The organism is Janibacter sp. GXQ6167 (assembly GCF_041365945.1).
Classification (GTDB): Bacteria; Actinomycetota; Actinomycetes; order Actinomycetales; family Dermatophilaceae; genus JBGFSK01.
In genome coordinates this window covers 29,112-42,400 of record NZ_JBGFSK010000009.1, presented here as the reverse complement: position 1 = coordinate 42,400, position 13,289 = coordinate 29,112, and the positions used below count along the sequence as shown (strand labels likewise).

At 69.4% G+C, this 13,289-nt stretch carries 12 protein-coding genes and 1 other RNA gene; 7 read left to right on the top strand and 6 right to left on the bottom strand.

The features are described 5' to 3' along the window. Nucleotides 1-8 precede the first annotated feature (8 nt). Nucleotides 9-755 (bottom strand): YaaA family protein, encoded by a 747-nt coding sequence (locus tag AB8K43_RS12985; protein ID WP_370894634.1) that lies wholly within the window; start codon nt 753-755, stop codon nt 9-11. 66 nt (nt 756-821) lie between these two features. Here AB8K43_RS12985 and AB8K43_RS12980 point away from each other — a divergent pair, with 66 nt between their 5' ends. The 3 genes from AB8K43_RS12980 (at nt 822) to rnpB (ending at nt 3,368) form a co-directional block, all read left to right on the top strand. Next, nucleotides 822-2,276 carry an RNB domain-containing ribonuclease gene (locus AB8K43_RS12980; protein WP_370894633.1) on the top strand — a complete coding sequence of 485 codons (1,455 nt, stop codon included), beginning with the start codon at nt 822-824 and terminating at the stop codon, nt 2,274-2,276. A gap of 42 nt (nt 2,277-2,318) precedes the next feature. Further along, nucleotides 2,319-2,963, top strand: coding sequence for a DUF6518 family protein (locus tag AB8K43_RS12975; RefSeq protein ID WP_370894632.1), 645 nt, complete (start codon nt 2,319-2,321; stop codon nt 2,961-2,963). Between the two features lie 24 nt (nt 2,964-2,987). Beyond that, nucleotides 2,988-3,368, top strand: an RNA gene (gene rnpB / locus AB8K43_RS12970) — RNase P RNA component class A. 15 nt (nt 3,369-3,383) lie between these two features. Here rnpB and AB8K43_RS12965 read toward each other — a convergent pair. Next, entirely contained in the window at nt 3,384-4,661 is a 1,278-nt protein-coding gene (locus AB8K43_RS12965) for an APC family permease (RefSeq protein ID WP_370894631.1), read from the bottom strand. A 51-nt stretch (nt 4,662-4,712) separates the two neighbouring features. Here AB8K43_RS12965 and AB8K43_RS12960 point away from each other — a divergent pair, with 51 nt between their 5' ends. After that, nucleotides 4,713-5,363, top strand: a complete 651-nt coding sequence (locus AB8K43_RS12960) for an MBL fold metallo-hydrolase (protein ID WP_370894630.1) — start codon at nt 4,713-4,715, stop codon at nt 5,361-5,363. Between the two features lie 85 nt (nt 5,364-5,448). Here AB8K43_RS12960 and ppgK read toward each other — a convergent pair whose 3' ends face one another. Further along, nucleotides 5,449-6,207: a polyphosphate--glucose phosphotransferase gene (ppgK, locus tag AB8K43_RS12955; RefSeq protein ID WP_370894629.1), complete on the bottom strand. Its 759-nt coding sequence runs from the start codon at nt 6,205-6,207 to the stop codon at nt 5,449-5,451. A gap of 53 nt (nt 6,208-6,260) precedes the next feature. Further along, nucleotides 6,261-7,124, bottom strand: a complete 864-nt coding sequence (map, locus tag AB8K43_RS12950; RefSeq protein WP_370894628.1) for a type I methionyl aminopeptidase — start codon at nt 7,122-7,124, stop codon at nt 6,261-6,263. A gap of 26 nt (nt 7,125-7,150) precedes the next feature. On the opposite strand from map, the gene AB8K43_RS12945 reads away from it, so the two are divergent. Then, entirely contained in the window at nt 7,151-7,354 is a 204-nt protein-coding gene (locus AB8K43_RS12945; protein WP_370894627.1) for a methionine aminopeptidase, read from the top strand. Nucleotides 7,355-7,358: 4 nt separating this feature from the next. Here the strand turns inward: AB8K43_RS12945 and AB8K43_RS12940 are convergent, their stop codons facing one another. Together AB8K43_RS12940 and panB are read right to left on the bottom strand one after the other, a co-directional pair. After that, a complete protein-coding gene (locus tag AB8K43_RS12940) occupies nt 7,359-7,991 on the bottom strand; it encodes a class I SAM-dependent methyltransferase (RefSeq protein WP_370894626.1) in 633 nt (210 codons plus the stop codon). Between the two features lie 12 nt (nt 7,992-8,003). Next, nucleotides 8,004-8,891 (bottom strand): 3-methyl-2-oxobutanoate hydroxymethyltransferase, encoded by an 888-nt coding sequence (panB, locus tag AB8K43_RS12935; protein WP_370894625.1) that lies wholly within the window; start codon nt 8,889-8,891, stop codon nt 8,004-8,006. Nucleotides 8,892-8,955: 64 nt separating this feature from the next. Here panB and glnA point away from each other — a divergent pair, with 64 nt between their 5' ends. Both glnA and AB8K43_RS12925 read left to right on the top strand, forming a co-directional pair. Next, nucleotides 8,956-10,293 (top strand): type I glutamate--ammonia ligase, encoded by a 1,338-nt coding sequence (gene glnA, locus AB8K43_RS12930; protein ID WP_370894714.1) that lies wholly within the window; start codon nt 8,956-8,958, stop codon nt 10,291-10,293. Between the two features lie 17 nt (nt 10,294-10,310). Next, nucleotides 10,311-13,277, top strand: coding sequence for a bifunctional [glutamine synthetase] adenylyltransferase/[glutamine synthetase]-adenylyl-L-tyrosine phosphorylase (locus AB8K43_RS12925; RefSeq protein WP_370894624.1), 2,967 nt, complete (start codon nt 10,311-10,313; stop codon nt 13,275-13,277). The last annotated feature ends 12 nt before the right edge of the window (nt 13,278-13,289 follow it).

Genomic DNA, 13,289 nt, shown 5'->3' with positions numbered 1-13,289 from the left:
GCGGGTATCTACCGGGCGGTGGTGGCGAGCGTGTAGGGACGGCGTGGGCTCGTGGGCTCGGTGAGGTCGACGTCGAAGTGCTCGCCGAGTTGGGCGGCGAGGGCCCGCGGTGTCTTCGGGTCCGCGGCGGACTCGGCGAGCGCCCGGGCGACCAGACCGCGGGTGTGCTTGGCCATATGGCTCGCGCCGGGGACGGTGATCTGGACCCAGCGCTTCGCGAGGTCTCCGGTGGGGGACCAGGCGGCGGCGTAGGTCGCGGAGCGGCAGTCCACGATGACCCCCTTCCCGACGTGCGGGGTGAGCGCACGGTCCAGGTCGGGGCGCCACGCCTTCGCCAGCGGGCCGATACCGGGAAGCTTGACGTCCATCGCGAGGCGGTAGGGAGCGATCCGGTCGGTGAGGCGCACGGCGCCGTAGAGGGCCGAGATGACGAGGATCCGCCGGTTCGCCCGGCGGCGGTAGGCCGCGTCCAGGCCCGCCAGATCGAGCGCGTCATAGAGGACGCCGGTGTAGCACTCACCCGCAGGCAGGGAGGGGGCGGTGGCGAGGACGGTGTTCCGCGCGATCTCGTCGGTGAGGTTAGGGGAGACCCCGAGGACCTCGGGCGCGTCGGGCCGTGCGCTGACCTCGGCGAGCGCGTCGGCGACCTCCGCCCGACGCTCCGCGAGACCTGGGAAGGAGAGCGCGCTCGGGTCGACCGGTTTGCCGCGGGTACGGGCGGCCTTGGATTCCGACGGGGGCAAGAGGATCAGCACGATCAGGTGTATACCCGCTTCGTCGGCGAGGGACCTACTCGAGCCCGCTCATCTAGGGTGGGCGCCATGACGCAGCGCACCGTCACCCTTCGTGCCACCGACCCGGGCGCCCGGGATGTCGTGGAAGCCGCCGGCCTCGCCGAACGCTTCGAGGCGATCCGCGCGGAGCAAGAGGTCCCACGCGAGTTCCCCGCCGAGGTGATCGCCGAGGCCGAACGCGTCGCCGCCGAGCCGCTCGTCCTGCCCGAACGCGACGAGATCGGCGTCCCCTTCGTCACCATCGACCCGCCCGGTTCGATGGACCTCGACCAGGCGCTGCATATCGAACGCGCCGAGAAGGGGTACCGCGTCCGGTACGCCATCGCGCACCTCGTCTCCTTCGTCGAGCCCGGAGGCGCGATCGATACCGAGGCGCGCAAGCGCGGGCAGACGATCTACGCGCCCGACCGGCGAATCCCCCTTCACCCGCCGGTCCTCAGCGAAGGGCGGGCGAGCCTCCTGCCCGATCAGCTCACCCCGGCATATGTCTGGGATCTCCACCTGGCCGACGACGGCGACTGCTACGACATTGACCTCTATCCGGCGATGGTGAAGTCCGTCGCCCGGTTGGACTACCAGCAGGTGCAGGACGCGATCGACGATGGCAGCGCCGACGAGGTGCTGATGCTGCTGAAGGAAGTGGGGGAGCTGCGGGTCCGGCTCGAGCAGGAGCGCGGTGGCGCGACCCTCCCGATGCCCGAGCAGGAGGTCGATGATCTCGGGGACGGCCGGTACCGACTCCACCTGCGTCCGATGCTCCCGGTCGAAGAGTGGAACGCCCAGATCTCGCTGATGACGGGGATGGCCGCGGCACAGTTGATGCTGCACGCGCGGGTCGGGCTGCTGCGCACCCTTCCCGAGGCGAGTGCGAAGACGCTCGCTCAACTGCGACGCATCGCCCACGCGCTCGGGGTGGACTGGGCCGCCGAGCAGACCCACGGTGAGTTCCTCCGGTCCCTGGATCGGGCGAACCCGACGCACCTTGCGCTCATTCACGAGGCGACGGCCCTCTTCCGCGGGGCGGGCTACACCGCCTTCGATGGGGAGCTCCCCGAGTTGGTGGAGCACTCCGGCCTGGCGGCCGCCTATGCCCACGTCACGGCGCCGCTGCGGCGCCTGGTCGACCGCTTCGGACTGGCCCTGTGCGCAGCCATCTGCGCGGACGAACCGGTACCGACCTGGGTGCGCGAGGCCCTTCCTCAGTTGCCCGAGATCATGGCGGCCTCCGACCGCGTCTCCGGTGCGGTCGCGCGAGCCTCAACCGACGCCGTCGAAGCCGCGACGCTCGCGGACCGGGTCGGCGAGACCTTCGACGCCTTCGTCGTCGACGCGCCCGAGGGCAATGGCTCGGTCACCGTCCAGCTCCTCGACCCGCCCGTCATCGCCCGAGCGACCGGTAGCCCCGAACTCGGCCGCGAGGTCACCGTGCGCCTCGATGCCGTCGACCTCGCCAAGGGCACCGTCTCACTCGCCGTCACCTGACCCACCGGCCCGGGCGTGCCTCGGCATACCTAGGATCTGGCCGTGCCCGATCAACGCTCTGTGCCCTGGCCGATCGTCCTGACCCCGATGGCGTGGGCTGTCGGCGGTCTGGTGGTCGGTCTCGTCACGAAGTGGGCCGACGAGTCCGGGATTGACTGGCTCGGTGACCTCGGCACCGGACTGGGCGTTTGGATCGTCGCCACCGTCCTGATCGGTCGCGTGGCCAGGGGCTGGCGCAGCGCTGCGGTGGCGGCCGTGGGCTTCTTCGCCGCGATGCTCATCGGCTATTACGCCTACACGGTTGTCATCCTCGGGTATCCGGTCGATCGCCCGACCGTGGCCGGGTGGTTGGTGCTCGCGCTGCTCGCCTGCCCCCTTCTGGCAGCGATCGTGGCGTGGGCCCGGCAGCGTCCCGGCATCGCGGCCGTGGTCCATGGGCTCGCTGCGGCCGGTGTCATGAGTGTTGGCTATTTCGCCATCGGATGGCAGGAGATCGTGGGAGGCATGGAGGACATCGGCGCAGACCATCGCCTCGACGCGCTCCTCACGACGGTGATGGCGCTGGCGATTGTGGGATTGGTCGGCCGGTTCCGGTGGGCGCTGGTCGCGGCGATCGTCGCTGCGGTGACCTATCTCCCGATCGACCTGGTGCTCACCGAGGTCATGTGGCGCCTCCCGATGCTTTGACCTGCAGGTACCATCGGGTGCGGATGAGTCGGCCGGACGGCCGCGGGGGCGCTTCGGCGCCGTCGAGGAAAGTCCGGGCTCCGAAGGGCGCGGTGGTGGCTAACGGCCACCCGGGGTGACCCGCGGGACAGTGCCACAGAAAACAGACCGCCCGTTCGCCTCGGCGAGCGGGTAAGGGTGAAACGGTGGTGTAAGAGACCACCAGCAGGCCGGGTGACCGGCCTGGCTCGGTAAACCCCACCGGGAGCAAGCTCAGATATGCGTGCGATTGAAGGCGGCCCGCCTGATGCACGCGGGTAGAGCGCTCGAGGCCGACGGCAACGTCGGTCCTAGATGGATGGCCGTCACCGGCGCCACGGCAACGCGGCGTCGGGACAGGACCCGGCTTACAGGCCGACTCATCCCCCGTCCAACCGGCGCTTACCCATCGGGGCTCGGGCCGATGAGCGGTGGTTCATCGTCGTGCGCCAAGACCTTGCGGATCACCCACGCGAGGGCGCCGAGCCCGAGGACGATCAGGCCGGTCACGACCGAGCGCCAGGGCAGCAGCAGTGCCACGACCAGACATCCGAAGAAGCCGATCGCCGGGACGAGGCGGTGGCGTAGGGACGAGTCGAGCGTCCACGCGCTGGCGTTGGCGACGGCGTAGTAGACCAGGACGCAGAAGGACGAGAAGCCGATCGCGGCCTGGAGGTCGACGAAGAGCAATGCCGCGATGACCGCACCGGCGACCGCGATCTCCGCGCGAATGGGGACCTGACGCGTGCCGTCGACGCGCGCTAACCCGTGGGGGAGGTGCCCATCGCGGGCCATCGCGAGGGTGGTCCGAGAGACGCCCAGCACGAGCGCGAGCAGCGCCCCGCCCGCGGCGAGCGCCGCGGCCGCGCGGAGCGGTGGCCCGAGCCAGGGCCACCCGGAGAGATCCGCCGCATCGGCGATCGGCGCGTCTCGTCCCGCCAGCCAGGTGACCCCCATCGTGGTCAGGAAGGTGACGGCGATGGCGAGGTAGAGCGCGAGGACGATCGCGACGGTGATTCCGATGGCACGAGGGATCGTGCGCTCCGGGTCACGCACCTCTTCGCCGAGGGTGGCGATCCGGGCATAACCCGCGAAGGCGAAGAAGAGGAAGCCCGCGCCTTGAATCGCGCCGGTGAGCCCGCCGGGCATCGGGTCGGCCGGGACGTGCGGCGGCGGCGACACCACCATCATCAGCAAGAACGCAGCGAGGGCGATCAGCACGATCGCGATGATGACCCGGGCCGCCCCAGCGCTGCGGTGGATCCCGAGGAGGTTCAAGGCGAGGACGAGGAGCACCACACCGACGGCGACCTCGCTCGCCGCGGCCGGCCAGAGATAGACCCCGATCGTCAGCGCCATCGCCGCGCAGGACGAGGTCTTCCCCGCGACGAAGACCCACCCCGCGAGATAGCCCCAGAAGGGGGAGAGCCGCTCACGCCCGTAGACATAGGTCCCGCCCGACTCGGGGTACCGCGCCGCCAAGCGCGCCGAGGACAGCGCGTTCGCGCCCGCGACCACCGCCGCGATCCCGAGCGCCGCGAGCAGCCAGGTCCCGGCCGCCCGCGCGGCCGGCGCCAGGGCGGTGAAGACGCCCGCACCGATCATCGCCGCCAGCCCGATCACGACGGCATCGGTGAGACCGAGCCGGCGCGCGAGAGCCGAAGTCGCTGGGGTGCTCATAGGTCCACCATGCACCACCCACGTGACCGAAAGGTCGCGCTACGGTGACGCATGCACGTCACTCACCTTGGACACTCTTGCCTCCTCATCGAGATCGCCGAGCGCCGGATCCTGATCGACCCAGGCGCGTTCAGCACTCAGTGGCATGACGAGCGCGATCTCGACGCGATCCTCATCACGCACCAGCACCCTGACCACGTGGATCCCGATCGCATCGTCGATCTCGCCCGCGCCAACCCCCGCGCGGAGGTCTGGGCCGAAGGGGGAGCCGCTGGGCTCGTTCGTGATCTTGGCGCCGAGGTCGGGGAACTCGACGGCGAGGTGCGGATCGGCGAGGTCACCGTGACCGCGATCGGTGAGCAGCACGCGCTGATCCACGAGGACATTCCGCGGATCGGCAACCGGGGGGTGCGCCTTGCCGCCGACGGTGAGCCGGTCCTCTTCCACCCGGGAGACGCCCTCGACGGCGAGCCGGGCGAGATCGACATCCTCGCGGTGCCGCTGAATGCGCCCTGGCAGCGCAGCCGTGAGATGACCGCCTTCCTCCGTCGCCTCGCCGCGCCGGTCGCGATCCCGATCCACGACGCGCTGCTGAGCGCGACGGGCCGCGGTCTCTATCTGAAGCAGGCCGGCGACCTGGGGTCCCCGGACACCGAGATCCGCGATCTCGCGGGCGCCGGCGCGACCTCCTTCACCGCCTAACCCCCTTCGCACCCTGCCTTTTCGCAAATGCCCGGGCATTTGCGGAAGAAGGGGGGAGGAAGTCGGAAATGGGGTGGGGGTCGGGTCAGTGCTCGCGCGCGGCGAGGTGGGCGGCGCCGATGATGCCGGCCTTGTTCTTTAGCTTCGCCGCCACGATGTCGGTGCGCAGATCGAGCAGGTGCAAGAACTTGTCGGCCTGCTTGCTGACGCCGCCGCCGACCACGAAGAGGTCGGGCCAGAAGAGCTTTTCCATCTCGGAGTAGTAGCGCTGGAGGCGCTCGGCCCACTCCTGCCAGGAGAGTTCCTCTCGCTCATGCGCGGAGGCCGCAGCCACGGTCTCGGCGCCGCGCCCGTCGATTTCGAGGTGCCCGAACTCGGAGTTCGGGATCAGCGCTCCGTTGTAGATCAGGGCCGTCCCGATCCCCGTACCGAGGGTGGTGACGATGACGAGTCCCTTGGTCTTGCGCGCGGCACCGTAATGCTGCTCGGCGACCCCCGCCGCGTCGGCGTCGTTCACCAGATGGACCGCGCGACCGAGCTTCTTGGAAAACATGGCCGCCGCGTCGAAGCCGATCCACGACGGGTCGATATTGGCCGCCGTCTGCACGGCCCCGTGCTTGACGACACCGGGGACGGTGATGCCGATCGGCGAGCTCGACTTGATGTTGTCGAAGTGCTGCACGATCTGGTCGACGACCTCCAAGACCGCCTTCGGCGTTGACACATCGGGTGTCGGGATCCGGAGGCGATCGTCGGCGAAGGCCCCCTTCTGCAGGTCGACGGGTGCGCCCTTGATCCCGGTCCCTCCGATGTCGATTCCGATAGGGAGGTCGGTCTTGCCCATCACATCCTGCTTTCGGTGCCGTCGGTCACGGGGTGCTCTCCTTCAGGGTGACTCTAAGGGAGGGTGAGGATCTCGGGTCCGTCCTCGGTGATGAGGACCGTGTGCTCGAACTGGGCCGAGCGCTTGAGGTCCTTGGTGACGACCGTCCACTCGTCGTCCCACATCGTCCACTCGTGGGTGCCGAGGTTCAGCATCGGCTCCACGGTGAAGGTCATGCCCGGCTCGATGACGGTGTCGTAGAGGGGCGCCGCGTCGTAGTGGGGGATCACGAGGCCGGAGTGGAAGGACGTGCCGATCCCGTGGCCGGTGAAGTCGCGGACCACCCCGTACCCGAAGCGGGCCGCGTACTTTTCGATGACCCGGCCGATGATGTTGATCTGGCGCCCCGGGACCGCCGCCTTGATGCCGCGCATCATCGCCTCATGGGTGCGCTCAAGGAGCAACGACGATTGCTCGTCGATCTCTCCGACGGGGTAGGTGGCGTCGGTGTCGCCGTGCACCCCATCGAGATAGGCGGTGATGTCGATATTGACGATGTCGCCCTCCTCGAGCGGGCGGTCGTCGGGGATGCCGTGGCAGATGACCTCGTTGACCGAGGTACACAGCGACTTTGGGAAGCCGCGATAGCCGAGGGTCGACGGGTACGCGCCGTGGTCGAGGAGGAACTCGTGGGCGACCCGGTCGATCTCGTCCGTGCGCACGCCGGGCGCGATGACCGAGGCGGCCTCGGCGAGCGCCTGCGCCGCGAGCTTCCCGGCGGCGCGCATCCGCTCGATGGTGTCGGCGTCCTTGATTTCCGAGCCGGAGAAGGGGGCAGGTGCGGGCCGGTCGACATACTCTGGTCGCGTGATCGCGGCCGGCACGGACCGCCTCGGGCTAATGACTCCGGGACGGATCGAAGTGTGGGTCGCGGGCATAGGGTGAAGTCTAGGCAAACAAGCAGATGGACGAAGGAGTCGGCGTGGTCTTCTGGTACAACATCACGACTGGGCAGGTCGAAAGCGACGAGGAGAAGTCGCCGGGCGCGGACCTCATGGGTCCCTATGCGAGCCGAGATGAGGCGTCGCGAGCCCTGCAGACCGCGGCCGAGAAGACCGAGAAGTGGGACGAAGAGGACCGCGCCTGGGACGGCTACGACGACGAGTAACCCGTCACGTCAAGCGGTGAAGTGCCAGCAGGTACTCGCCGCGTGGGTCGAAGGGGGCGCGCTCCCAGGTGCCGTAGCGCCGCACGAGCGATAGCCCAGCAGCGAAGGCGGCCCGCTCGTACTCCTCGGCGGTGATCGCCGCGGCGTTGTCCGGTTGATGCCCAGCGAGGGAGAACCCGGCGACGAGCAGCCCATCTGATTGCAGGTGCGCGCGGCAGCGCCGCAGCACCTGCACGAGCGTGCCGTCGGCGAGGTAAGGGACGACATTGCCGGCGAGCAGCACGACGTCGAAGGACTGACTGACGAGTTCGAGCGTCGCGAGGTCGGCCCAGACGAACCGGGTATAGGCGTCGCGCTCGCGGGCCACCTCGATCATCGCGGGGTCGGCGTCGACACCGACGACGTCATAGCCGAGCCGGGTGAGTTCGGTCGCGATCCGTCCGGTGCCGCAGCCAGCGTCGAGGACGCGCGCAGGCGGCGGGCGCAGGGTCGAGACGAAGCGGGCCTCGCCATGGATATCGAAACCCTGCTCGACGAGTTCATCGAAGCGGCGCTGGTAGGCATTGGCCGCGTCGATCCCGCCGGACACCTCTGACCAGCGGGTTCGGATCTCCTCGGCGTCATCAAGTGGTGGCATCAGCGGTCCCCCTTAGGACTCGAAGGAGTGCTCGGCCGCCGGGAAGGTCCCGTCGCGGACATCCTGGGCGTACGCGGAGGCGGCCCGGGTGAGATCGGCCCGCAGATCGAGGTACTTCTTAACGAAGCGGGGGGCCTTGCCGCCGCGCAACCCCGCCATGTCCTGCCAGACGAGGACCTGGGCGTCGCAGTCGACGCCGGCCCCGATGCCGACGGTCATGATGTCGAGCTCAGCGGTGATCCGGGCGGCGACCGGAGCAGGGACCATCTCCAGCACGATCGCGAAGGCCCCGGCGTCCTGCAGGGCCTTGGCATCGGCGATCATCCGCTCCGCGCCGTCACCGCGGCCCTGGACGCGGTACCCACCGAGCGTGTGCTCGCTCTGCGGTGTGAAGCCGATGTGCCCGCACACCGGGATGCCGCTGCGGACGAGGAGCTCGACGTGGGGGGCCATGTCGGCGCCCCCTTCGAGCTTCACCGCATGGGCGAGCCCCTCCTTCATGAAGCGCACCGCCGTCTGCAGCGCCTGCTCCGGAGAGGCCTGGTAGCTGCCGAAGGGGAGATCGGCGAGGACAAGGGAGCGCTTGGCGGCACGCGCGACGGCCCGGGTGAGCGGGATCATCTCGTCGACGGTGACGGGCAGGGTCGTCTCGTAGCCATAGACGTTGTTCCCGGCCGAGTCGCCGATCAGCAGGACCTCGATGCCCGCCTCGTCGAAGACCTGCGCCGTGTACATGTCGTAGGAGGTGAGCATGCTCCAGCGCTCGCCTCGCTCCTTCATCGCCCGCAGGTGGGGGATCCGCACGCGCCGGACCGGCGCCGGGGCATCGCTCCCGGAGGTGGTTCCCGTCCCGTAGGGGGCGGTGGTTTCGGGCGCGGGGCTGGTGGGCTCGCTGCTCATGACGCTAAGCCTATGCGGGTGGGCGGCGTTCGCGACCGGCGATGGCCTGCGGCAGGATGAGGTCATGGATCGTCAGCAGGAGTTCGTGCTTCGCACCATCGAGGAGCGGGATGTCCGCTTCGTCCGGTTGTGGTTCACCGACGTGCTCGGGACCTTGAAGTCGGTCGCGATCGCCCCGGCCGAGCTGGAGGGGGCCTTCGCCGAGGGCATCGGGTTCGACGGCTCGGCTATCGAGGGCTTCACCCGCGTCTACGAGGCCGACATGATCGCCAAGCCCGACCCGTCGACCTTCCAGGTCCTGCCGTGGCGCGGCGAGCATCCCGGTACCGCGCGGATGTTCTGCGATATCTCCCTGCCCGACGGCTCCCCGGCCCTGTCCGACCCCCGTTACGTGCTGCGGCGGGCCCTCGACAAGGCCGCCGACATGGGCTTTTCGTTCTACACCCACCCCGAGATCGAGTTCTTCTTGCTGAAGCAGGGGACGACGAAGGGGGAGCGACCGGAGCCGGTCGACCACGGTGGCTACTTCGACCACGTGCCGAAGGGGACTGCGCACGACTTCCGGCGCGCGGCGATCACGATGCTCGAGCAGGTCGGGATCTCGGTGGAGTTCAGCCACCACGAAGGCGCCCCGGGCCAAAACGAGATCGACCTGCGCTACGCCGATGCCCTCTCGATGGCCGACAACATCATGACCTTCCGCACCGTCATCAAGGAGGTCGCGCTCGAGCAGGGCATCTACGCGACCTTCATGCCGAAGGTCTTCGCCGAGCATCCCGGCTCGGGCATGCACACCCACATGTCGCTCTTCGAGGGCGACGCCAATGCCTTCTACGAGCCGGGAGCGCCCTACCAACTGAGCAAGACCGGTCGGCAGTTCATCGCCGGGCTCCTGCGTCACGGCCGCGAGTTCACCGCCGTCACCAACCAATGGGTCAACAGCTACAAGCGGCTCTGGGGCGGCGGCGAGGCCCCCGCGCACCTCACCTGGGGTCACAACAACCGCTCCGCGATGGTGCGGGTCCCGATGTACAAGCCCAACAAGCCCAACTCCAGCCGCGTCGAGGTCCGCACGATCGACCCGTCGTGCAATCCCTATCTCGCCTTCGCCGTGCTCCTCTCGGCCGGGCTGAAGGGGATCGAAGAGGGCTATGACCTGCCCGCCGAGACCGAAGACGATGTCTGGAGCCTCACCCCGAGAGAGCGGCGCGCGATGGGGATCAAACCCCTGCCCGCGTCCTTGACCGAGGCGATCGAGGCGATGGAGGCCAGCGAGCTCGTCGCCGAGACGCTGGGGGAGAGCGTCTTCGACTTCTTCTTGCGCAACAAGCAGCAGGAGTGGGCGGACTACCGCAATCAGGTGACCCCCTTCGAGCTCGAGCGCCTCCTTCCGCGCCTGTGACGGCGAAGGGAGAATCCGTGCCCGGCGCCCCGACGACGGCCGAGCTCGCCCGCAGTGGCTTTAGCGATGCCGCCCGCGCGCAGAGCCTCCTCGCCGATGCCGCTCTCGAGCCGTGGCGCGACCACACCTCGGTGCTCGTGGAGGCTCTGGCGACGGTCGCCGACCCGGATGAGGCCCTGCTCGGGCTCGTCCGGCTGAGCGAAGCCCTAGGGTCTGAGGCCTCCGCTATGGCGGCGCAAGTGAGCGCGGACCGGACCCAGCTCGACCGGTTGGTGGGGGTGATGGGGGTCTCCGCGGCCCTCGCCGATCACTTGGTGAGCCACCCCAGCCACTGGCGCGATGTGGTCGACGCGGCACCGATGTCCCCGCAGGAGCGCACCACCGAACTCGTCGCCGCCGTCCGCGAACCCGGCGACCTCACACCGGATGATGCGCTGCGCGTCGGCTATCGGCGTCAACTGCTCGGGATCACCGCGCTGGACGTGACCGCCGAGCACCCGACCGAGGATTTGCCGCTTGTCGCCGCAGCCCTCGCCGATCTCGCGGGCGCGGCGCTCGAAGCCGCGATGGAGATCGCCGCCGCCGAACTCGGCGAGAGCGCGTCCACCTGCCGCCTCGCCGTGATCGGCATGGGTAAGGCGGGCGGCCGGGAACTCAACTACGTCTCCGATGTCGATGTCATCTTCGTCGCCGAGCCCGCCGAGGGGGCGAGCGAAAACGAGGCGATCGACGCAGCCACCCACATCGCAAGTCGGCTGATGCAGGCCTGTGGCCGCTCCACCGGGCACGGCACGCTCTGGCCGGTCGATGCCGCCCTTCGCCCGGAGGGCAAACAGGGCCAGTTGGTCCGCACCGTGGCGAGCCACAAGGCGTACTACGAGCGTTGGGCCAAGACCTGGGAGTTCCAGGCCCTCCTGAAGGCGCGTCCCATGGCGGGCGACCCCGAGGTCGGGCAGGCCTACATCGACGCGGTCCAGCCCATGGTCTGGCAGGCCGCTTCTCGAGACGACTTCGTCGACGAGGTGCAGACGATGCGCCGCCGCGTCGAGGACCACATCCCGAGTAACGAGGCCGCGCGCCAGTTGAAGCTTGGCCCCGGTGGTCTGCGCGATGTCGAGTTCTCCGTCCAGCTCCTCCAACTCGTCCACGGCCGCACCGATGAGACGCTGCGCTCCGGCACGACCCTGGAGGCCCTCCATGCGCTCGCGAAGGGGGGATATGTCGGCCGCGAGGACGCCACCGTGCTCGATGAGTCCTATCGATTCCTGCGCACGCTGGAGCACCGGATTCAGGCCTACAAGCTGCGCCGCACCCACCTCATGCCGACCTCGGAGGCCGATCTGCGTCGGCTCGGGCGGGCCCTGCACTACTGGAGTCAACCCGCCGCCGAGGTGGTCAAGGCCCGCAGCGAGTGCTCCCGCGAGGTTCGACGCCTCCACGAACGGCTCTTCTACCGCCCCCTTCTCGGTGCGGTGGCTCGCCTCTCGAGCGCCGAGGTGCGGCTCTCGCCCGAGGCGGCCCGCGATCGGATGGCGGCGCTGGGTTTCCGCGACCCCGCCGGCGCCCTGCGTCACCTGGAGGCCCTCACCTCTGGGATGTCGCGCACGGCCGCGATCCAGCGTCAGCTCCTCCCGGTCATGCTGCAGTGGTTCGCCGACGAGGCCGATCCGGACCAAGGCCTGCTCGCCTTCCGGCGGGTAAGCGAAACCCTCGGGCGCACGCCGTGGTATCTGCGGCTGTTGCGCGATGAGAGCGGCGCCGCCCAGGTCCTCGCGACCACCCTTGGGGCCAGCCGATTTGCCGGTGAGTTGCTGATCAACAGCCCCGAGGCCGTGCAGATGCTCGGTGAGTCCGACGGCCTCGTCCCGCGCTCCCGGGACGATCTCGTGCGACGCATGCGTGCTGCCGCGAGCCGCCGCGAGGCGCCCAAGGACGCCGTCGAGGCGATCCGGGCCATCCGCCGGGCCGAGATCTTCCGGGTCGCGGTTGCCGATCTGCACGAACGCATCGACCTCGTGACCGTGGGGGAGGCGCTTACCGACCTCAGCTCCGCGACGATCCAGGTGGGCCTGGAAATCGCGATCCGCTCGGTCGAGACCAGTCGCGGGGAGCCGCTCGGTACCGACCTGCTCGTGGTCGGGATGGGGCGCCTGGGCGGCGGTGAAGTGGGCTACACCTCCGATGCCGATGTGCTCTACGTCCACGAACCGCACGAAGGGGTGAGTGACCAGGTCGCCCAGGAGACGGCGCTCGCCGTCATCACCGAGTTGCGCAATCTCCTCGGCGCTCCGGGCTCCGACCCGCCCCTTGGGCTCGACGCCGACCTGCGCCCCGAGGGCAAGGCCGGCCCGATGGTCCGCTCCCTGGCGTCCTATCGCGCCTATTACGAGCGCTGGTCGCAGACCTGGGAAGCCCAGGCGCTCCTTCGAGCAACTCCGGTCGCCGGGCATGTCGACCTCGCCGAGAAGTTCGAGGACCTCATCGCCCCGATTCGCTGGCCCGAAGGGGGACTCACCCTCGAGCAGGTCCGCGACATCCGCCGGCTGAAGGCCCGGATGGAGGGCGAGCGCCTGCCGCGCGGAGCCGATCGGCGCACCCACTTCAAGTTGGGGATGGGGGGCCTATCCGATGTCGAGTGGACGATCCAACTGATCCAGCTCCAGCACGCGGCAGAACACCCGGAGTTGCGCACGACCGCCACGCTCCCGGCGATCAGCGCGGCCGTGGATCTGGGTTACCTCGCCGAAGAGGACGCCCAGATCATGCGCGAAGCCTGGTCCCTGGCCTCGCGCCTACGGAACGCCGGGATGCTCTTTCGGGCCCGCGCGGTCGACTCGGTCCCCTCGAACCTGCGCGAGGCCGATGGCGTCGGGCGGATCGTCGGCATGCCCCCCTTCTCTGGAGCGGCCCTGTCGGAGTCCTACCGCCGCACGGCCCGCCGAGCCCGGGCCGTCACCGACCGCCTCTTCTACGGCGAGGAGTAACCCGAACCCCCA